The sequence below is a fragment of the Maribacter aurantiacus genome (assembly GCF_005780245.1).
Taxonomy (GTDB): Bacteria; Bacteroidota; Bacteroidia; order Flavobacteriales; family Flavobacteriaceae; genus Maribacter; species Maribacter flavus.
Window position 1 is genome coordinate 244443 of record NZ_VBUK01000001.1, and the last position, 22345, is coordinate 266787.

17 protein-coding genes are annotated in these 22345 nt (G+C 43.8%); 6 read left to right on the forward strand and 11 right to left on the reverse strand.

The genetic code is table 11. The annotated features are described in order from the left end of the window. The first annotated feature begins 31 nt into the window (after nucleotides 1-31). The 5 genes from FEK29_RS01135 to FEK29_RS01155 all read left to right on the forward strand — a co-directional run bounded on the left by FEK29_RS01135 (nucleotide 32) and on the right by FEK29_RS01155 (nucleotide 6051). Nucleotides 32-733 carry a CoA transferase subunit A gene (locus FEK29_RS01135; RefSeq protein ID WP_138256569.1) on the forward strand — a complete coding sequence of 234 codons (702 nt, stop codon included), beginning with the start codon at nucleotides 32-34 and terminating at the stop codon, nucleotides 731-733. 1 nt (nucleotide 734) lies between these two features. After that, nucleotides 735-1391, forward strand: coding sequence for a CoA transferase subunit B (locus FEK29_RS01140; protein ID WP_138257312.1), 657 nt, complete (start codon nucleotides 735-737; stop codon nucleotides 1389-1391). A 494-nt stretch (nucleotides 1392-1885) separates the two neighbouring features. Continuing rightward, complete coding sequence (locus FEK29_RS01145) at nucleotides 1886-4258, forward strand: S9 family peptidase (RefSeq protein ID WP_138256570.1); 2373 nt, start codon at nucleotides 1886-1888, stop codon at nucleotides 4256-4258. 29 nt (nucleotides 4259-4287) lie between these two features. Continuing rightward, nucleotides 4288-4788, forward strand: coding sequence for a GNAT family N-acetyltransferase (locus FEK29_RS01150; RefSeq protein WP_240042627.1), 501 nt, complete (start codon nucleotides 4288-4290; stop codon nucleotides 4786-4788). Nucleotides 4789-4899: 111 nt separating this feature from the next. Continuing rightward, a complete protein-coding gene (locus FEK29_RS01155) occupies nucleotides 4900-6051 on the forward strand; it encodes a serine hydrolase domain-containing protein (RefSeq protein WP_138256572.1) in 1152 nt (383 codons plus the stop codon). Here the strand turns inward: FEK29_RS01155 and FEK29_RS01160 are convergent. From FEK29_RS01160 to FEK29_RS01185, 6 genes are all read right to left on the reverse strand, one after another. Next, nucleotides 6048-7202, reverse strand: a complete 1155-nt coding sequence (locus FEK29_RS01160; RefSeq protein WP_138256573.1) for a methionine aminotransferase — start codon at nucleotides 7200-7202, stop codon at nucleotides 6048-6050. The genes FEK29_RS01155 and FEK29_RS01160 overlap by 4 nt on opposite strands. 68 nt (nucleotides 7203-7270) lie before the next feature. Then, nucleotides 7271-7816 carry a type 1 glutamine amidotransferase domain-containing protein gene (locus FEK29_RS01165; protein ID WP_138256574.1) on the reverse strand — a complete coding sequence of 182 codons (546 nt, stop codon included), beginning with the start codon at nucleotides 7814-7816 and terminating at the stop codon, nucleotides 7271-7273. A 134-nt stretch (nucleotides 7817-7950) separates the two neighbouring features. After that, on the reverse strand, nucleotides 7951-8421 hold the full coding sequence (locus FEK29_RS01170) for a very short patch repair endonuclease (protein WP_138256575.1): 471 nt from the start codon (nucleotides 8419-8421) through the stop codon (nucleotides 7951-7953). 65 nt (nucleotides 8422-8486) lie between these two features. Next, complete coding sequence (locus FEK29_RS01175) at nucleotides 8487-9233, reverse strand: succinate dehydrogenase/fumarate reductase iron-sulfur subunit (protein ID WP_138256576.1); 747 nt, start codon at nucleotides 9231-9233, stop codon at nucleotides 8487-8489. 9 nt (nucleotides 9234-9242) lie between these two features. Beyond that, nucleotides 9243-11240 (reverse strand): fumarate reductase/succinate dehydrogenase flavoprotein subunit, encoded by a 1998-nt coding sequence (locus FEK29_RS01180; protein WP_138256577.1) that lies wholly within the window; start codon nucleotides 11238-11240, stop codon nucleotides 9243-9245. A gap of 11 nt (nucleotides 11241-11251) precedes the next feature. Continuing rightward, nucleotides 11252-11929: a succinate dehydrogenase cytochrome b subunit gene (locus FEK29_RS01185; protein ID WP_138256578.1), complete on the reverse strand. Its 678-nt coding sequence runs from the start codon at nucleotides 11927-11929 to the stop codon at nucleotides 11252-11254. Nucleotides 11930-12371: 442 nt separating this feature from the next. Between FEK29_RS01185 and FEK29_RS01190 the strand changes: the two genes are divergently transcribed. Further along, nucleotides 12372-16217, forward strand: coding sequence for an Ig-like domain-containing protein (locus FEK29_RS01190; protein ID WP_138256579.1), 3846 nt, complete (start codon nucleotides 12372-12374; stop codon nucleotides 16215-16217). Nucleotides 16218-16275: 58 nt separating this feature from the next. Here FEK29_RS01190 and FEK29_RS01195 read toward each other — a convergent pair whose 3' ends face one another. The 5 genes from FEK29_RS01195 to FEK29_RS01215 all read right to left on the reverse strand — a co-directional run bounded on the left by FEK29_RS01195 (nucleotide 16276) and on the right by FEK29_RS01215 (nucleotide 22336). Continuing rightward, complete coding sequence (locus FEK29_RS01195; RefSeq protein WP_138256580.1) at nucleotides 16276-16704, reverse strand: hypothetical protein; 429 nt, start codon at nucleotides 16702-16704, stop codon at nucleotides 16276-16278. A gap of 212 nt (nucleotides 16705-16916) precedes the next feature. After that, nucleotides 16917-17306 (reverse strand): DUF2721 domain-containing protein, encoded by a 390-nt coding sequence (locus tag FEK29_RS01200; RefSeq protein WP_138256581.1) that lies wholly within the window; start codon nucleotides 17304-17306, stop codon nucleotides 16917-16919. A gap of 13 nt (nucleotides 17307-17319) precedes the next feature. Then, entirely contained in the window at nucleotides 17320-17658 is a 339-nt protein-coding gene (locus FEK29_RS01205) for a cupin domain-containing protein (RefSeq protein WP_138256582.1), read from the reverse strand. Between the two features lie 19 nt (nucleotides 17659-17677). Beyond that, entirely contained in the window at nucleotides 17678-20524 is a 2847-nt protein-coding gene (locus FEK29_RS01210; protein ID WP_138256583.1) for a VPS10 domain-containing protein, read from the reverse strand. Between the two features lie 75 nt (nucleotides 20525-20599). Further along, a complete protein-coding gene (locus tag FEK29_RS01215; protein ID WP_138256584.1) occupies nucleotides 20600-22336 on the reverse strand; it encodes a M28 family peptidase in 1737 nt (578 codons plus the stop codon). Nucleotides 22337-22345 lie beyond the last annotated feature (9 nt).

Genomic DNA, 22345 nt, shown 5'->3' on the forward strand with positions numbered 1-22345 from the left:
ATTTTAGTAATATGACATTTAATGTACAGATATGATTAGAAAAACGGTTTCAAAAGTATCGGACGCGCTTGCCGGGGTTCAAAATGGCATGACATTTATGCTCGGCGGATTCGGATTATGCGGAATTCCGGAGAAGGCCATAGAAGAATTGGTTCGATTGGGCATAAAGGACATCACCTGCATTTCAAACAACGCAGGTGTAGATGACTTTGGTTTAGGGCTTTTACTTCAAAAGCGTCAGATAAAAAAAATGATTTCCTCCTACGTGGGCGAAAACGACGAATTTGAACGGCAAATGCTTAGTGGGGAATTGGAGGTGGAACTGACCCCCCAAGGGACCTTGGCAGAAAAATGTAGGGCCGCACAAGGTGGATTTCCAGCTTTTTTCACTCCGGCAGGCTACGGCACCGAAGTCGCGGAAGGCAAAGAAACTAGGGAGTTCAATGGAAAAATGTATGTGCTTGAGGAAGCTTTCAAAGCCGATTTTTCCTTCGTCAAGGCATGGAAGGGCGATGAGGCCGGCAACCTCATTTTTAAGGGAACGGCCCGAAATTTTAATCCGGTTATGTGTGGTGCGGCAAAAATCACAGTAGCCGAAGTAGAGGAACTGGTACCCGCCGGGTCTTTGGACCCCAATCAAATACATGTTCCGGGGATTTTTGTCCAAAGAATCTTCAAAGGAGAAGGTTATGAGAAAAGAATCGAACAACGAACCGTACGAAAAAGAAATTAAAATGTTAGATAAAAACGGAATTGCAAAACGTATCGCCAAAGAAGTAAAGGACGGTTATTACGTGAACCTCGGTATCGGTATACCTACACTGGTGGCAAACTTTGTACGTGACGATATTAGTGTAGAATTTCAGAGCGAAAATGGCGTATTGGGAATGGGCCCGTTTCCTTTTGAAGGTGAAGAGGATGCAGATATTATAAATGCAGGTAAACAAACCATTACAACCTTGCCCGGTGCCTCCTTTTTCGATTCGGCCACCAGTTTTTCCATGATACGGGGCAAACATGTAGACCTTACCATTTTAGGGGCTATGGAAGTTGCTGAAAACGGGGATATTGCCAATTGGAAAATACCGGGTAAAATGGTCAAAGGAATGGGAGGAGCGATGGATTTGGTGTCATCCGCAGAAGATATTATCGTGGCGATGATGCATACAAATAGGGCCGGGGAATCCAAATTATTAAAAAGATGCACCCTACCGCTCACGGGCGTAAAGTGTGTAAAAAAAATTGTGACGAACCTTGCGGTACTGGAAATAGGCCCAGAAGGTTTTATCCTGTTGGAACGTGCGCCAGGAGTATCCGTGGAAGAAATAAAACAGGCTACGGAAGGTACACTTATCGTGTCCGGGGACATTCCTGAAATGAAATTGGACTAACACTACAACCATTGCATTTCATCGGATAAATCAAATACCTTGATTTATTCACAACATTCTTGGATAACTTCACAACAATAATTCACAAACAGCTTCTCTTTGTACCTATATTTACGTCACTGATATTTTTTAACCCAAAGTAAAAGTAAAACTTAACCGAAGATGGATACCCAGAATTACATTCCGAGAGAAGAAAAAGTGCAAGTATACCATAATGATTTTTTTAGTGGTTTTGTACGTTTGACGAAAAAGCTTTTCATGCTTTAGGTCAAAAGCAAATGAAATTAACTGTAAAGAGCAACTCCCCCAGGTTGCTTTTTTTTTGTTTCTAATTGAAAAATGAACCATTAAATTAGCTCACTTTTGAATTGGAAATAGTATTGGACAATTTACATCCAAATCTTAATTATAAATTGCCAGCCCTACCCTGCTAATTATTCCTATTTTTATTGCTTTATCATCTTACTCTTCTTTGAGAATTAAATTCAGTTTCTATGACAAAGTACTTTTTTGTCTTTTGCACCCTATTTCTAGGGCACTTAGTGGACGTAGCCGCGCAAGCTTCGAATACCTCCAGATTAAAAATTGAGGATATCATGAAAGGCGATGACTTTATCGGGCACCGGCCTTCCAATGTCTTATGGGCGACCGACCAATCCGCCATCTATTTCGATTGGAATCCAGAAATGGCCTATAGCGATTCGCTTTATAGCTATAATTTAAATTCCAAAAACATTGAAAAAGTCGGTTTCCTTGAAGCGCAAAAACTTCCCGCAACACAAAAGGTGGACCATCCCACGCTAAATAAATCGGTCTATACTAAAAACGGGAACATTTTCCTATTGGATAATGCCACGGGCAAATCCTTGGCCATCACCAAAACCAAGGAAAGGGAATCCAATCCGCACTTTACAGAAAATGGCAAAAAAGTGGCTTTTGTCAACGGGTCCAATGTTTTTTCTTGGGATATGGACAATGGGGTTTTGGAACAGCTTACTGATTTTGTGGAACAAGTTGCGGAAGACTCCAAACGGAGCGAGAAGGATGAATGGCTGTACCAAGATCAATTGGAGCTTTTTGGTGTTTTACGCCAACGGAAGGAAAAAAAGGAGTTAGGCGAGCAAATTACCAAAAAAATGGAAGCCCTTGAACCCCTGCCCATAGCAACAGGAAAGAAACAGGTCATCAACCAAACCATTTCCCCTAATGGGCGCTATATTAGCTTTGTGCTGATGGATTCCCCTAAAAACAAAAGCACGATGGTACCCCATTTTGTGACGGAATCCGGGTATACGGAAGAACAAACCACCCGGACCAAGGTAGGCGACGAACTTCCAACCTATGAAATGTTCGTGTACGACACTAAGAAACGTACCCAATATAACGTTGTTTTGGATAGCCTGGAAGGGCTGAACGATGTTCCGGAATTCATGCAGGATTACCCGGACAAGACATATCAAAACGAAAACCCCATTGGAAGGATACCCAGTCCTACATGGCATCCTGAGGGTGAAAAGGCCATTTTGGACATTCAGGCCAGCAATTATAAAAACCGATGGTTGGTGCTTTTGGATGCCAAAACGGGAAAAATAGAACTCCTTGACCGGCAACATGACGAGGCTTGGATTGCGGGCCCCGGCATTACTGGGTGGTTTGATGGGGGCGACCTGGGTTGGATGCCCGACGGAAAAAGTATTTGGTATAAATCCGAAAAAACAGGCTATTCCCACCTGTATACCATGGATATGAACGGCAAGAACAAAAAGGCCTTGACCTCGGGCAATTTTGAAGTTTATGACCCCTTTATCTCCAAGGATAAAAAACGCTGGTATTTTACGGTAAATAAGAACCATCCAGGCGACCGCCAGTTTTATACCATGCCCCTAAAAGGGGGCAGAATGGAACAATTGACCCAATGGGAAGGCAGAAACGACGTAACGCTTTCACCAGATGAAACACAGATGGCCATTCTACATTCCTACTCCAACAAGCCCACAGAGCTGTACCTCCAAGGCAATCCGCTGTTTGGAGATACAAGCGAACCTACGACCATCACAAATTCCAATACGAAAGCATTCAATTCCTATGATTGGAAGGATCCAAAGGTTATTACGTTTTCGGCCTCTGACGGTGCCATGGTTCACGCAAGGTTGTACACCCCCAAGTTGGAAGTCAAGAATAACGCGGCCGTAATTTTCGTGCACGGTGCAGGCTATTTACAGAATGCCCATAAATGGTGGAGCTCCTATTACCGTGAATATATGTTCCACAATCTATTGGTGGACAATGGCTATACCGTCTTGGACATCGATTACCGCGGCAGTGCCGGTTACGGTAGGGATTGGCGGACGGGCATATACCGTCACATGGGTGGCAAGGACCTGTCAGACCAAGTGGATGGCGCCAACTACTTGGTAAAGAATTACGGGGTTGATCCGGATAAAATCGGTATCTATGGTGGCTCCTACGGCGGATTTATAACCTTAATGGGCATGTTCAACGCACCGGAAACCTTTAGTGCCGGAGCGGCCATACGCTCTGTGGGCGATTGGGCGGCCTATAACCACTCGTATACCGCGCATATTCTGAATACGCCGGTAGCGGACAGTCTGGCCTATAAACGGAGTTCCCCTATCTATTTTGCGGAAGGTCTAGAAGGTAAATTGCTTATTTTACACGGAATGGTGGATGACAACGTGCATTTTCAAGATATGGTCCGATTATCCCAACGGCTCATAGAACTGGGCAAGGAAAACTGGGAAATGGCCGTATATCCTGTGGAACGCCACGGTTTTGTGGAACCTAGTAGCTGGACCGATGAGTATAAACGCATATTCAAATTGTTCGAGGAAACTTTAACGGATTAGAAATGCCGAATATTCCCAAAATAGAATTTATGCCGTGTCGACCTTCGGAATTAAAGGAATTAATGACCATTTCCAGAACTACTTTTTCCGATGCTTTTCAAGCTCAGAACAATCCCGAGGATTTCAATGTATATTTGGACAAGGCCTTTTCAAGAACACAGCTTGGGAAGGAACTTGACAACCCTAAAATGAATTTTTATTTTGTGTATTTCGAGGGTGTTTTGGCGGCCTATTTTAAATTGAACGAAGGCGATGCCCAAACGGATATAAAACAAGAGGGTTCAATGGAACTGGAACGTATCTATGTCCTTAAAGCCTTCCAGGGAAAACAATTGGGGAAGCGGATTTTGGATTGGATAAAGGATTGGGTCAAAGGAAACGAAAAATCATTTTTGTGGTTGGGCGTTTGGGAGAAAAACCCCCGTGCCATCGCTTTTTATGAACGTCATGGATTCTATAAATTTGGGACACATCCCTACTTTATTGGACAGGACGAGCAAACGGATTGGCTCATGCGTTTCGACTTTTAAAAACAAAGTTAATGTAAGATGAAAACCTCATTAAGGTATTTACTATCATTAACTAAATACATTCACAAAAGGAAATGTTTAAAAATCCATATGTTACCTTAACTTAAGCGTATGAAAAAATTATTGTACACCTTGCTCACCCTATCATTATGCGGTATGTTAAACGCCCAGGAATATTACTTTCCGGAGCGAAATGCCCTTTGGGAACAAAAAAATCCAACGGAATATAAAGTCAATACCAAAAGACTAAAAGCGGTCGTAGACTTTGCCGAAGCGAACGAATATACCGGTTCCCGAGATTTAAGGATCGCTATATTAAAGGGTTTTGAAAGGGAGCCTTTCCATGAGATATCGGGTCCTACCAAAAAACGGGGCGGTCCTGCGGGAATGATTCTTAAGAATGGCTATGTAATAGCACAGTGGGGCGATGTAAAAAGGGTGGATATGACCTTTAGCGTCACCAAAAGCTTTTTAAGTACCATGGCCGGACTTGCATGGGACCAAGGATTGATCTCCACAACACAGGATAAGGCCGGTGATTATATTTGGGACGGTACCTTTGAAGGGGAACACAATTCCAAAATCACCTGGGAACATCTATTACAACAGAATTCGGCTTGGTCCGGTGAATTATGGGGTGGAAAGGATTGGGCGGACCGGCCACCGCGAGAAGGTGATATCGATGACTGGAAATTTGAAAAACCCAAGGAGCCCGGTACGTTCATGGAATATAACGATGTACGTGTCAACGTACTAGCCTATGCCCTTACCCATGTATGGCGAAAACCGCTTCCCCAAGTTTTGAAGGAAAATATCATGGATGCGATTGAGGCGAGCACAACCTGGAGATGGCATGGATACGACCATGCGTGGACGGAAATCGATGGTATTAATATGAAATCCGTGACAGGCGGTGGCCATTCAGGAGGAGGAATGTTCATCAATACGGAAGATATGGCCCGTTTTGGCTTGCTGTTCCTGAACAATGGCAAATGGAAAAACGAACAATTGATTAGTAAGGAGTGGATCGAGAAAGCCATAACACCCTCCGTTCCAAATAGCAATTACGGCTATTTGTGGTGGTTGAATAAAAAAGGGGATAGGCATTGGGAGGGATTGTCGCAAAACATATACTACGCCGCTGGTTTTGGCGGAAATTTTATCGTCATAGACCCTGAAAATGATATGGTCGTCGTCACCCGTTGGTTGGAGCCCAATAAAATCGGGGAATTCATGTCCAAATTAAATCAGGCAATAAACTAAAGTGAGGACAAAATTTCCACAGCCCTTTCCAACGTTTCCTCCTTTTTCGCAAAGCAAAATCGGAGTACTTTATCATCCCTGTCGTTTACGTTAAACGAGGATATGGGAATACTTGCCAATTTATGCTCGAGAATCAGTTTTTTGGCAAAGTCCTCGTCCGATTCTTGGGTAATTTGGGTATAGTCCAACAGTTGGAAATAGGTGCCTTGCGAGGGGATGAACTTAAATTTGCTATCGGCAAGACCCTTTAGGAATAGATCTCGCTTCCTTTGATAAAAATCATTGAGCCCAAGATAGTGTTCGGGGGTTTTTAAGTATTCTGCAAAAGCCCGCTGTACGGGATGGTCAACACAGAAGACGGCAAATTGGTGCACTTTTCTAAATTCTTCCATCAGGGCTTTTGGAGCGGCACAATAACCCATTTTCCAGCCGGTAACATGAAAGGTCTTGCCAAAGGAGGCGCAGACAAAGCTACGCTGCACCAAATCCGGAAATCTGGATACGCTCTGGTGCTGTTGTCCGTCAAATACAATATGTTCGTACACCTCATCGCTCAATACCAAAATATTCGTATCCTTAAGAATTTCCTGTAAACATAGCATATCGTTTTGGGAAAGTATTTTTCCACTGGGATTATGCGGTGTATTGATTATCAACATTTTAGTTTTTTTGGTGATTTTGGCTTTGAAGGCTTCCCAGTCTATGCTATAATCCGGGGCATCCAATTGGAGGAAGACCGGTTTGCCCCCATTGACGAGAATGGCCGGTTCATAGCAGTCATAGGCAGGTTTTAGTACGATTACCTCATCTCCTACATGCACAAATGCCGATATGGCCGTATAAATGGCCTGGGTAGCGCCCACCGTAATGGTCAACTCATTTTCCGGATGGTATTGATGACCATGAAGTGTTTGAATTTTTTCAGAAATAACCTCCCTAAGGCCAAAATACCCTTGCATGGGGGCATATTGGTTGTGTCCCTCCATCATGGCATTGTTCACCAAGGAAATAAGATTCGGGTCCGCCTCAAAATTTGGAAACCCTTGGGACAGGTCAAGGGCCTTATGTTTTCGAGCCAAATTCCCTACGGTCGTAAATATGGTAGTTTTTACATTGGGCAGTTTGGAACTGTTTTTCGTATCGATATTCATAATCATAAAAATAAACCAAAAAAGCCCGAGAAGAAACCCGGGCCTTTCCAAACAACTAAACTAAAAAATTAAGCATGTTGCGCTTCATGTTTACCTTCCTTTATTTCCTCAATTACTTTTGAGTTAAAGGCAGGTAAATCCTGTGGATTTCTACTGGTTACAAAACCTTCATCCACAACAACTTCTTTATCTTCCCATTTGGCTCCAGCGTTGATGAGATCATCCTTTATGGAACTGAAAGAAGTCAAGGTTCTTCCTTTTACGACATCGGCACTGATCAAAATTTGGGGGGCATGGCATATTGCCGCCACTGGCTTTTTCATGCTAAAGAAATCCCTAACCAAAACCAAGGCATCTTCGTTTCTTCTTAGGGTATCTGGATTCATTACACCTCCGGGCAATACCAAAGCATTATAATCCGATGCTTTTACCTCGGAAAGATTTCTGTCCACATCGTAACTGTTTGACCAGTTGCCATTGGCCCAGCTTTTTATTTTTCCGTTTTCCGGACTTATGATGTCCACTTTAAAGCCTTCTTTTTCCATGGCTTCTTTAGGTGATTTCAATTCACTTTCTTCAAATCCATGTGTTGCTAAAATTGCTATCCTCTTCATTATATTCATTTTTTAAGTTAATAATCTATCACTAGAAGAATATAATAATAGGAAAGGAAAATCTCCGTTAATGCCTTATTAAATTAGGACTGCTGAAGGTTAAAGCTCTCTTAAACGGACAAAGGCTAGGATTTTTAGTGAACTGATGCAAGATGTTGAAGGACTTCTTGAAGGCATCGGTCCAGCTCCTTTTTGACCTCGCGTTCCCAAAACCTAAATACGGTATAGCCCAAGCGGTCCAATTCCTGATTTACCTCTTGGTCACGCTGCATATTGCGTTCTATTTTAGCTATCCAAAAATCGCGGTTGGTCTTGATCTTGGGTTTGCGTTCCTCCCAGTTTTCGCCATGCCAATATTCCCCATCTATGAAAATGACCGTTTTATATTTTTTTAGGGCGATATCCGGCTTTCCAATGAGTTTTTTGTAGTCTACCCTATATCGATATCCGGCCGCATACAAGGCCCTTCTAAAGGCCATTTCTGGTTTTGTGTCCTTTCCCCTGATCTTACTCATAATCTTCGAGCGTTGGGGGGTGGTGTAGAATCCGGATTCCTCGTTAAATCTGGGGACTTTAATTCTTTCTTCGGAATATTTTTTGGACATCCATTAAAAATAAAAAATCCCATTTCGAATGAAATGGGATTTACAAAAACTTTATGATCTGGAAATTAACCCTTAACGTTCGCGAACAAGTACTCACGGTTCATACGGGCAATATTCTCCAGGGATATTCCTTTCGGACATTCTACTTCACATGCACCCGTATTGGTACAGTTTCCAAAACCTTCCAAATCCATTTGTGCGACCATGTTCTTTACCCGGTCAACGGCCTCCACCCTACCTTGCGGCAACAGGGCATATTGGGAAACCTTGGCACCAACGAACAACATGGCGGAGGAATTTTTGCAGCTTGCAACACAGGCACCGCACCCAATACATGTGGCGGCACTAAAGGCATCGTCCGCATCGTGTTTGTTTATAGGAATGGCGTTGGCATCTATGGTATTACCGGAGGTGTTTACGGATATAAATCCGCCCGCATTTTGGATACGGTCAAAGGCACTTCTGTCAACGATCAAATCCTTGATGACCGGAAAGGCCGTCGCCCTGAACGGTTCAATATAAATGGTATCACCATCCTTGAATTTGCGCATATGCAATTGGCACGTGGTAATTCCTCTATCCGGTCCGTGGGCCTCGCCGTTAATGTACAAGGAACATGACCCACAGATTCCTTCCCTACAATCATGGTCAAAAGCTACGGGCTCCTCTCCCTTTGAAATTAGCTGGCTATTTAACACGTCCAGCATTTCCAAAAAGGACATATCGGGGGAAACATCGCTGATTTTATAATCAACCATCTTTCCTTTATCATTAGCGTTTTTTTGACGCCAAATTTTCAATGTTAAATTCATAGCTTTTCTTTATTTATAACTTCGTTCCTTAACTTCAATATTCTCGTACACCAAATCTTCCTTGTGTAAAACGGCGTCTTTTGGTTCTCCTTTATATTCCCAAGCGGAAACATACTGGAACTCCTTTCTTCTTTTGGCCTCACCTTCCGGAGTCTGATATTCCTCCCTAAAGTGACCCCCTGCGGACTCTTCCCTTTGCAGGGCGTCCTTAGCGAACAATTCTCCCAACTCCAAGAAATCCGCAACGCGTCCCGCCTTGGCAAGTTCCTCGTTGTATTCGTCCGCAGAACCGGGTACCAAAACATCTTTCCAGAATTCGGCACGTAGTTCCGCAATTTCATTGATGGCCGATTTTAAATCGGCTTCATTTCTGGACATACCACATTTGTTCCACATGATTTTACCCAGTTTCTTATGGAAGTAATCTACTGGATATTTTCCCTTGTTGTTGATCAAGTGATCGATGTTATCCCGAACCGATTTCTCAGCTTCATCAAACTCCTTCGTGTCCGTTGGGATAGGTCCTGTACGGATGTCATTTGCCAAATAATCGCCAATGGTATATGGTAGTACAAAATAACCGTCTGCCAGACCCTGCATCAATGCGGACGCTCCCAATCTATTGGCACCATGATCGGAGAAGTTCGCCTCCCCAATTGCATAACAACCGGGTATGGTCGTCATCAGGTTATAGTCCACCCAAATACCGCCCATGGTATAATGCACCGCGGGATAGATCATCATTGGGGTCTCGTATGGGTTTTCATCCACGATTTTTTCGTACATCTGGAACAGGTTTCCATATTTGGTCTTCACGACTTCCTGACCCAATTTCTTAACGAGGACATCATCATTTACGTCCAATCCTTTCACCAAGGCCTGTTCCCTACCATAGCGCATGAAGGCATCGGCAAAATCCAAATACACGGCCTCACCGGTGGCATTTACACCGTATCCGGCATCGCAACGTTCTTTGGCCGCCCTAGATGCTACATCCCTAGGTACCAAATTACCGAAAGCCGGGTAACGTCTTTCCAGATAGTAGTCACGGTCCTCCTCTGCAATCTTCGTTGGTTTAAGTTTCCCAGCTCGTATCGCTTCGGCATCCTCCAATTTCTTGGGCACCCAGATCCTACCGTCATTTCGTAATGATTCTGACATCAAGGTAAGCTTGGATTGATGGTCTCCTGAAACAGGGATACAAGTTGGGTGTATTTGGGTATAACATGGGTTTGCAAAAAAGGCCCCTCGCTTATGCGCCTTCCAAGCAGCGGTAACATTACTGCCCATGGCATTGGTTGATAAATAAAATACATTTCCATAACCGCCAGTACCCAAAACCACTGCATGGGCGGAATGCCTTTCTATCTTGCCGGAAACCAAATCCCTGGCAATGATACCCCTGGCCTTACCATCAACGATGACTACATCCAACATTTCATGCCGGTTGTACATCTTTATCTTCCCCCTACCAATTTGTCGGTTCATAGCGGAATACGCCCCTAACAACAATTGCTGTCCGGTTTGGCCCGCAGCATAAAACGTTCGCGATACCAAAACGCCCCCAAAAGAACGGTTGTCCAATAAACCTCCATACTCCCTGGCAAATGGCACCCCTTGGGCCACACATTGATCAATGATATTTGCGGATACTTCGGCCAGACGATAAACGTTTGCCTCGCGCGAGCGGTAATCCCCGCCTTTAACCGTGTCGTAAAACAGTCGGTAAGTAGAGTCGCCATCGCCCTGATAATTTTTCGCGGCGTTGATCCCGCCCTGTGCGGCAATGGAATGTGCCCTACGTGGTGAATCTTGAAAGCAGAATGCCTTTACGTTGTATCCCAATTCCGCCAAAGTTGCCGCGGCGGATCCTCCCGCCAAGCCTGTACCCACTACGATAACATCGATATTACGTTTGTTCGCAGGGTTGACAAGGTTTATTTTGTTTTTATGGTTGGTCCATTTATCGGCCAATGGGCCTTCAGGTATTTTTGAATCTAATGCCATATTAGCTGTTTTTAATGGGTGAAATGATGGTAAAGTGCAATGAAAATAAATCCTACAGGTAGACCTATAGCATACACCTGAGCCAAACCTTTCATACTTTTCTTGTAAATGGAATTGGCGCCAATGGATTGGAATGCCGAACTAAACCCGTGAAGCAGATGCAGGCTCAATAGCACAAAGGCCAATACATAGGCTCCAACGCGCAATGGATTTTCAAATTTATGGACCAATTCCTCGTAATATCTAAAACCTTCCCCGCTTGGTAAAAGACCGGACATGTCTCCTTGAACGTATTTAACGTTTATTTCGGGAATCCAGAAATCTATAAAGTGTAACACCAAAAATGCCAATACGACCGCACCGCTCAACAACATGTTTCTACTCATCCAAGTGGAGTTTGCATTGCCGTTATTCTTGACGTAGCTCTTTTGCCTTGCCTTGTTGTTTTTGATTTCCAAGATGAATCCCATTACAAAATGGAAGATTACGCCAAAAATAAGTATGGGCTGAAGAACGAATTGAACCGCCCAAAAGGTGCCCATAAAATGGGAAGCTTCGTTAAAGACATCCGGACTAAAAACCGATAAAATATTGATGGCAAAATGCTGTAGTAGAAAAACCATAAGGAAAAGGGCCGAAAGCGCCATCGCATATTTTCTACCGATTGAAGATTTAAAAAATCCGCTCATTGGTTGCTTTTTTAATTTGTACAAATTTACTGCACGGGGCAGTTATTAACAAGTTTTCAAGAGTCTAAGTGTGCTTATTTAGACCCATTTTAAGAATGTTTTATAGACTGTTTAAGTACGATCTAAAAAACAGGGTTTATATGGGTTTATAACTTAAACAGATTGATGGTTTTTTATAACGGTTCACCTAAAAATCTAGTATAATCAAACTACCAGATACTTGATTTGAATAATTATCGATTTTAGAAGACTTGAAGAACAACCAATCGATAAAGTCTTTAAAAATATTGATAATCAGAACTATATGTAAACCCTATCCCTTCGTGTAAGAATTACCAACAACACTTTGAATTGGTCTAAAATACCATCGCTTAGTCGAAAAACAAGTTGTGTTTTTAGCTGCTTTCTTTTATTTCGACAGTTCATCCAGACCAATCACTATATGAAAATAGCTTTACGATCTACCAAAAGAAAAATTACCATACTTGCCGCCTTAGCACTTTTACTATTAAGTGCGGCTCCCTTTTTTATCGGATCAGGGCTAGATGCTCCCGAACCTCTTGGACGTTACCTAAACTTCAATTTTCCAGCGGCCGTACCCAACTCGAACGGTTTGCCGTATGCACCAGTGTACACCAATCTGACCTTTGACTCGCCCTTGACTTTTAATGAACTCCCAACATCGGCTAAAATTGTAGTCGGGCAAAGGGACGGAAAGATATTTTGGTTTGACAAGGACCCTGAAGTATCCCAAAAAAACATACTTCTGGATTTAAGTAATAAGGTAGGTGTAGTTTGGGACGGAGGCTTTTTAGGCTTTACTTTTCACCCGCAATTTGGTACCGCAGGGAACAATTACTTCTATACATATTACACCACTAAGGACCGTAATGGGAATAATTTCCCAAATATGTATACCACCCAAAGCTGCAATAGCGAGGAGTATTGGGGCAATTTTTTGATTCTATCCAGATATACCATGAATCCTACTACCATGACCGTGAATGAAAGTTCGGAACAGGTTATGTTGAAGCTTAGAATGTACGGAACCACACACAGAGGGGGCGGACTTCTCTTTGGGGACGATGGCTATTTATATCTCACCACCGGGGATCAAACTGCCTTTAAAAAGTCGCAGGACATTGTAAACAACTTGGACGGGGGCGTACTCCGCTTGGATGTGGATAGGAACCCTGCCCGCAGCCATGCGCCCATTAGGACCATGCCCCAAGACCATGGATTTTCAGATGAGATTACCGGGGTAGGATATTGGATACCCAATGACAATCCCTTTCTAAGCCCCAACGGTGCACGCTTTGAGGAATACTATTCCATGGGGCATCGTAATCCCCACAGGATGACAAAGGACAGGGCTACGGGGGATTTGTACATGGGCGAAATAGGCGGAGGCCGCCACGAGGAAATCAATGTGGTCAAAAAAGGAAAAAATTATGGCTGGCCACTATACGAGGGTCTTTTCAGGAGCACTTTTTGTGTATCCGGTCTTTACGGGAACATGCCGCATGAAGAACCCTTGGTAGCTTTCCCCAGATCCCAGGCGAATGCCGTTATTGGCGGATTCGTGTATAGGGGCGAGGAAATCCCGGAACTAAAGGGTAAGTATATTTGTGCCGATTATGGTGTTGGCGAGGAAATCTGGGCCGTGAATACTTCCAACGGAACCTATGAACAGTTGGGTAATTTTAGTTCCACCAACATCATATCCTTTGGGGAGGACAAACAGGGAGAACTGTATATCCTGAAACAGGGCGTGTCCACGCTTTTTAAACTTTCCACCAAAAAATCATTCGAAGAGACCTTGCCCCAGACTTTGAGCGCAACGGGAGCCTTCAGCGATCTATCCACGCTGTCACCCTCACAAGGAATCTTCCCCTATGAATTGATCGAGTCTTTTTGGTCCGATGGTGCCCTCAAAAAAAGATGGTTGGGAATCCCTAATGACGGCACGCACGATACACAAGAGGAACAGATCAATTATTCCGAAAACGGAAATTGGGATTTCCCCATTGGATCTGTGCTGATAAAGCATTTTGAAATGCCCTTGGATGAAAATAACCCATTGGTTACCAAACGTTTGGAGACCCGTTTTTCGGTCAAGGCGGCCAACGGTCAGTTTTATTATGTTACCTATAAATGGAACGAGGCCCAGACCGATGCGGTGCTATTGACATCCGGTTTGGATGAAACCTTGAACATGAAAAGGGCCGATGGAACAACAGAAGCCCAAGTCTGGACCTACCCCAGAAGAAGCGACTGCGTTACCTGCCATAATCCGAGCACCGGTGGGACCATTGGCACACGTACGAGATACCTCAACAAGGATTTAAGATATCCAAGAACGGGTAGAACCGCCAATCAATTGGTCACCTTGAGCCATTTGGGCATATTGGACCAAACGATCACGGATGCCAATACAAACTACCTTTTAACATATAAAGCTTTGACCGATGCAAACGCCTCCTTGGATGAAAAGGCACGTTCCTACCTGGACCTTAATTGCGCCTATTGCCACCAGGCCGGTTCCGATGTTCGGGCGGATTTTGATATGAGGATGGTACTGAACCTGGAACAAACAGGTCTTTTGGATGCGGGAATTTTCAATTCCTTGGGCATCCCCGATGAAGCCATTTTGCGACAAGGTTCTCCGGAGAAATCCATAATTTACCTGCGAGCCAATAGCCTACAGGAAGGCATTGCCATGCCTCCCATTGCCAAAAACAAAATTGATGCGAATGGCGTTGCCCTATTGGAAGCTTGGATACGCCAATTGGGTTCGAATACGGGACCTAACGAATTGAATCTGGCCTTGAACAAACCAGCAGTACAGTCAAGTAACGATTTTGGAGGGGATGCTGCAAAGGCGGTTGACGGAAACAGAAGCGGCCTCTATTCCAATGGTTCCGTAACGCATACGGCCACTTCCAACAATCCATGGTGGAGGGTAGACTTAGGTAGGGAATATACCATCAACAAAATCAATATGTACAATCGAACCGATTGCTGTTACGAGCGTCTGAGCGGTGCCAAACTCTTGGTTGGAAACACGCCGAGCAACAATCCAGCCGACTATACCGAAGTGGGAACGGCCAATGCTGAACCCTCGCAATTCTTTACCAATGTCAACACCAGTGGTAGATATCTAATGGTATATTTACCGGGAAACAATAAAATTCTTTCCTTAGCGGAGGTAGAAGTCTTTGGAGAGGTGACAATCAACATTCCAGTATACAATGTACTGACATCACCAAACGTTGTCAACCTACAGGTTGGTGAAACCTTCCAATTGAACGCCATTACGGAACCGGCCAATGCAACGGACCAAGGCGTTAGTTGGATTTCAAACGACCCTAGTATTGCATCCATTGATGCCACAACAGGTATGGTAACCGCAGTGGGTCCCGGTGAAATAGATGTAACCGTGACGACCAATGATGGCGGGTACAAGGCCAGTGCCTTGGTTAAGGTGGCCGGCACTCCCCAAAACCCAATTTCCGTTTATAACGTATTGACATCACCCAGTCAAGTCAGCCTAAAGGTTGGGGAGACCTTTCAGTTGAATGCGATTACAGAACCTGCCAATGCGACGGACCAAAGCGTTAGTTGGATTTCCAACGACCCTAGTATTGCCTCAATTGATGCCACAACAGGTCTGGTAATCGCCAATGGGGCGGGTGAGATCGATGTCACAGTTACTACGAACGATGGTGGTTTCAAAGCCAGTGCCTTGATAAAGGTTACCGGAGGTACCGCTCCCAACATTGCAGTTTACAATGTGTTGGTGTCGCCAAAGACATTGACCTTAAATGAAGGGGAGACGTTCTTGCTGAGCGCCATCGTTGAACCGGATAATGCAACGAACAAAAATGTACGTTGGTTCTCGAATGACCCATCCATTGTTTCTGTTGATCCCGATTCAGGATTGGTGACGGCCAATGCCGTAGGTGAGATGGATGTATCCGTTGTTACCGAGGACGGTGGCTATCACGCCACGATGCTTGTCAAGGTAATAGCTCCAAATACCAGTTCTATAAAGCTGTACCCTATGCCAGTGACGGATACTTTCAACATAGACCTATCCGGATATATGGGCAAAGCTGTGGTAGTCAGTCTTTATGGGCCCGGTAACCAGTTATTGAAAACGGTAAGCTACCCTGCGAACCATCCTGCTGTAAATCAGTTTTCCGTATCGGAATATCCATCAGGGGTATATTACCTCTTGTTCGAATCCGCGGACGGTTATGAGGGTAAAACACTGATTATCAATTAAAAAACAACAAAGTGAACTCATAAGGCCTTTACATGTTAAAGGCCTTTTTTATTGGGTTTTAGGACAAAGTCTCCTTTTTCTCTTTAATTCGGTCCAAACTCCACGCAACGGCGGCTTCCAAATCATTGAATTGCCGTAGTGATTCCTTAAAGAACATTTTCTCCAAAACGATGCTCGCAAAACTACCTTGTGTGGAACCCACCACACTGTAATAGGACAACTGATGTCTGTTCTTGTAAAATTTTAACCATTCCGTAGGAACCACCGTATAACTGTTTATACGATTGGAGATGTAGGCAATAGGGGTCTCCTCCCCGAAAATTTCCTTGGCGGCCGCTACTGCCCTCTTGGCCATATTCCAGTCAAAAACAACTCCTTCCTTTATTTCCGAAATGACCAGACCATCAAAATAATAGAAAACCCCGAATTCAAACTCCCTTACCTCCCGTATTTTTTTGAAGTATGGAAGATCCTTAACACGTTTCATACTTTCAAGTTTTTTGTTTTATAGGTCAAGTCTGGACTTATCGCAGCGCAGGGTAGAAAATTAACCAACATGATAGTTATCGGGAAATCTCGGCAGGCAGCCATTGTAACCTTAACTTATTTTAATCAGTGTATCATTTGGACAAACACCTCTAAATGTACGGTTTATAATTGAAATAAAAGGTCAGAAATGCCCTGCAAATAGGGTGATATTCAGTTTTCCATGTTCTTGAGCTGAATCTCCAAAGCCTTGGTAGAAAGTTGCACCTCAATAAAGGAAAGTATCAAGGAAATCATGAGTGCAAGCAGACTGATGCCGAAGACAAGATTTGCCCAAAACGTGAGCTGGACGTAGATCAAAGACATGGTAATGACGGCCAGCAAAAAGCTAAAGATGGCCGTAGCCTGCATGTTCTTGATTATTGTCAGTCGTTTTTGTAGCTTTTTAACCTGTAAGCCTACGGATTTTGACCCCGTCTCCTCGAACTTTTGGTGCAATTGACGTATCAGCGCCGCAATGGCCAAATAACGGGCGTTATAGGCCAACATGGTCAAAGATATGGCCGGAAAAAGTAATGCGGGAATTCCTAAAGTTAGTTCCATTTAGTATTTTGTTTTAATCAATCGATATTCCAAAATATGACCAACTAACGTCCTCATCAAAGGGGTTTGATTGTGCATGAAGTTCACCGGGCTCAATGATGATACACTTTCCTTTTGTTAAAATATGTTTTTCGCCATTTACCTCAAAAATGACTTTACCAATTTGAATGAAGAACACCTCGAACATGGTTTCGTGTAGATGAAAATCCACTTTGTCTCCTGGTTTAAAAACTGCAGTACCAAACATCATGAGGTGAGGTATTTCCCCTTTTGAAACCAAGGTCTTTTTCTTGATATGTTGATTATGGCTCAACCCTAGTTCTGGCAGTGTATTCCAATCTACTATTTTCACAGGTTTAATTGAATAAAAGTTAGTCTATCTTAAATGTGGTTGATTCTGTAATGCCATTGCCGGAAATCTTAACCACGTAAGTTCCTTTGGGCAGATATGTTTTTCCATCTTCTGCTTCCGATAGCTTTGTTTTATGTTGTTTCAAGTAATTGTCTTTTCCGATTTTAGAGAAGGCTACATCAAAGGACAGAATATTGAAACCCTTATCCCCGTTTATCTCGGTCTCGCTTACCACAATATCGTCCTCGCTCAGGACGATGGCCTTAAAAGGGCCTTTCTTTGTGGTATAAAAGGTGATGTCCAAGCCTGGGGTTTGCGCTCTTGACCAGGAGCTTCTAGGGTTGCCCCATCTGCTGGAATGTTTGATATCGGTAAGTTCAAAAAGTTTCAATTTACTCTCCAAGGCCCGGGGTGTCATTTGCTGTAAGGTTGAAATATTGGCCTTATAAATACTTCGCCCGTGCGTACCCACCAATAGGTGTTTTGCCTTTTCCTGTATGACCAGATCATGCACCGCCACGTAGGGAAGTCCGTTATCGAAAACCTCCCAGGAACCGCCCCTGTCAAACGAAACATACAGGCCATTATCCGTTCCAACAAAAAGCAGATTTTCATTTTCCGGATCTTCCAAAATGACGTTAACCGAAGAAGTTGGAATAGTATTGGCGATGGATTTCCATGTTTTTCCGTAGTCCTCGCTCACATAGATATAGGGTGTAAAATCATCCCAACGATATCCGTTCAATGTAACATAAACGCGTTCCTTTTTATGTTTTGATGCCGCTACCCTACTCACCCACAAATCCTTGGGAAAAGACCCTGAAATCAAATCCCAGCTACCGCCTCCGTTCGTACTTACCTGCACCAATCCATCATCGCTGCCGGTATATATCAGTCCAAACTTAAATGGCGATTCAGAAATGGTGGTCAAGGTACCATAGGCCACGTTCCCCCTTTTTCCTCCCATTGTCAGGTCCGGTGAAATGGTTTCCCAAGTATCGCCTTGATCTAAAGACCGGTGCAACTTGTTTCCGCCCAAATACAGAATATCCTGGTTGTGCGAGGAAAGTAGTATTGGTGTTTGCCAATTGAATCGGTAGGGCGATTCTCCCAATTCGTGCTTTGGTTGGATATAGTTCCTTTTTCCGGTCTCCAAATCCAATCGGAAGTAATTACCAAACTGAAATCCCGTATACACGATATTTGGGTTCCTACTGTCTATTTGCACCTGCATACCGTCACCGCCCAAAATGGATTTCCAAGGGTATTGCCCGGACTGGTACCATTCCCTATTCTCCTCCGCATTATGGGGCCCCATCCAAACGCCGTTGTCCTGAAGACCGCCATATACATTGTACGGTTCTTGATTATCCACATTTATGGCATAGAACTGACCCACGATCGGGGAGTTGTTCTTTATCCAGCTCTCCCCATCATCGTAGGAAATGTTGAGGCCGCCATCATTCCCATTGATCAGATGCCCGGACCTATCTGGGTTTATCCACAAAGCGTGATGGTCTGAATGTACGTTATCCTCATTGACCGCCATGTAGGTTTTTCCGCCGTCGTTCGATTTTAAAAGGGGTACACCCGCCAAATAGATTTTATCCACATTGGATGGGTCCACATTGATTTGGGCAAAGTAATACCCGTAACTGTAGTATAGTCCGTCAATGTAATCCTGGTTCTGTTTTTTCCAACTAACACCGCCGTCCATGCTCTTATATACCTCCGCTCCAATGACGGGCGTATCAAAGAGCAATGCATTGGCATCTTCCAAGTAGGAAGCAAGGTCTGCCGGTTTTACGGCACCACTGCGCACCATTTGTTTTACGTTTTCGGCACGGTATTTTTCCTGAAAATTATTTGTTTTTAGAAAATCGTTGAGTTGTTTGTCCGATAATTTCAAAAACGCCTCCGTATCCATAGCCTTGAAATCTTCCTTTTGAAGTCCTTCCTTTTCCTTGACATCGTTATCCTGTTTTGCTCTCCTGAACTGATTGTCATGCACGGCATAAACGGTGTTGTCATCGTATACGGCAAGGCCGATTCTACCCACTCCCTCACCGGTAGGAAACCCACTTTGGGGCGTGGTTATTTTTTTCCAACTCGTTCCGGCATCGGTACTTTTATAAATGCCCGATAAATTGCCGTTGCTCAAAAAATCCCAAGCCTTGCGATCTTTTTGCCACGCGGCCGCATACATGATATTAAAGTTTTTGGGAGCATGGGCCACATCAATAATACCCGTGTCATCGCCCACAAATAAGGTTTTTTTCCATGTTTTGCCTCCATCGGCAGATTTATAAAGACCCCTTTCCGCATTGGTGGAATATAAATGCCCTACCACGCCAACCACTACGTCGTTTGGATTATCGGGATTTATTAGGATGCGACCGATATGATGCGAATCTGGCAATCCCATATTCGACCAAGTTTTTCCTTGGTCCGTTGATTTTAAAATACCGATGCCGGCATAGGTCGAGCGAGAGGCGTTGTTCTCGCCGGTCCCGACATAGATTGTCCCCGATTCCCAATGCACGGCAATGTCCCCAATGTTCTGTGTTGGGGTATTGTCCATAATTGGGGTAAAGGTCGTCCCGTTATTGTTCGTATACCAAAGTCCACCCGAAGCATAGGCCACATAAAATTCAATAGGCGATTTTGGATTTACTGCCACGTCCACCACACGCCCACTCATAATGGAAGGTCCAATATTCTTCAAAGGGATGTTTTTTACCAAGGAAGCTTGACCCATTTGGGCCTTTTTTTCCAAGGATTTCAAAACCTCGGTTTGATCGGAGGGGGAAATCTGGGCCGTTAGCATCCTGAATCCCAATAGAAGAAAGAAGGGTACTATTTTCATGGTAGATTATAAATTATAGGGTTTTGGAAAGTTACTAAAACTTTGTTCAAAGTCCCGTTGGACCAACAGAAGTATTTATTGATTCTTAAGCCTTCCGATCAGTTTGTTGTAATATGATTTCAAATTCGACTGTTTTTGGGCTATTGCCGATTTTGTTTTTGGGGAATCATCTATATCGATTACGGAACCATAGGCTTTGTTATACCATTCCTCCCATGCCGATAAAATCTGTTTCTCAAACTTGAAATTGGAACCTTTTTCAATCGCCACTTGACTTTGTTCAAACTCGTTTTCCAATCGCTCAAAGGATTCTTTTTCCAATATGCTTAAAATCCACAGTGCGGTTTTTTCATCGGCATTGACCAATTGTAGACTGCTGGCCAGTGCCGCCGTGCCCACATTTTGTAAGGTCTTTTGGGATACTTTGTCTATTCTGTCATTATCGGTATGATAAAACTGATCCGTAAAATGCCATAATAATAGTCCTGGAATGTTGGCTTTTAAAAAGGGAGTATGGTCACTCCCTCCTTCAAAAGGATTGGTATTCACTTCCCAGTTTGCGAATTCTCCTTGCTGTCGAAAATTATGGATGATAAAATCATTGAGATAATGGGGTCTCATGTCCTTTAGAGAAAGAACTTCGCCACCCCATTCTGTGTGCTTGTCATTTCCGCGCGTCCAGATAGCACTTGGATCCGGCATTTTTTCTATTAAAAAGGAGCCTCCTGTGATATTCGTATTTTCGCCTACCATGTCCAGACTTATGCCCCATTTGATTCCTTGCGCCCTTGTTTTGTCCTCTTGAATGTATCGGTGGGTGGACGATATTTCATCGCCCCAAAGAAAGGTCATGGTACGCTCGTAGTCGATTGGACCAGAATCGATAAGGTTCGCCGCAACGGAAGCCATTTCTAGCTGCGCCCCAACACCGCTGGCATTGTCATTGGCGCCCGGTTCCTGGATATGGGCACTGAAAACCAGTCGTTCGGAAGGTTTTTTACTTCCTTTTATATTGGCGATTACTGTAAGCTCCTCAGCTTCATATATTTTAGTTTGAATGTTTACCTTGACCATCGTTTCCCCTCTTTTAAACGCTGACTTTAGTCTTTCCTTGGCTTCAAAGGACAGGGCGATTCCCCAGAATTTGGTATCGGCTTGCGGAGGTAGGCTTCTAAACTGTATGGAGGTGATATTCTTTTCCGGTTGTAGGTAGGTTGGATTGTTATAGGTCAAAACGCCCAAAACCCCTTTGTCCAATAACTCCTGGTAGATACAATTGAGTCCGAATTCCATAAAAACAACCTTGCTTTTCAAGTCGAGGTTAGGTATATCCTCCTTGGCTCCAATTGGGACCACTTCCGCCGTTATGCCTTCCTTTGGTGTAGAAACGGAGTTGAGATAGGTCATGTTCCTGTTTAAAGTGGAGACCAAAATTGGATCGGTTTGGCCCAAAATTTCCAAAAGTGCGGAAACAGGTTCCCAAGTTGGGTCTTTCATGGGGCGGGATTCGATCCTGTAGGTCAATCGGTCATTGGCATCGGCTTTGGATTCCAGTACATATCCGGCTTTTTCAAGTTCCTTGGCTATCCATTTCACACTATTGTTGAACCCGGTATTTCCAGGGACCCTCCAGTATTGCGCTACATAGTCCGTAGTTTCATAGGCCAATTTCCCATCGAACTTTGGTCGGACCAAATCAAAATATTCATATTTTTCACCCTCCTTGTTCTGTGAGTGTAGATGTAAGGGTATCACCAGCAATAGTGCATAAAAGAAACGGAGGATGCACGTTTTTTCTAGGAACTGTGACATATGAGGAGA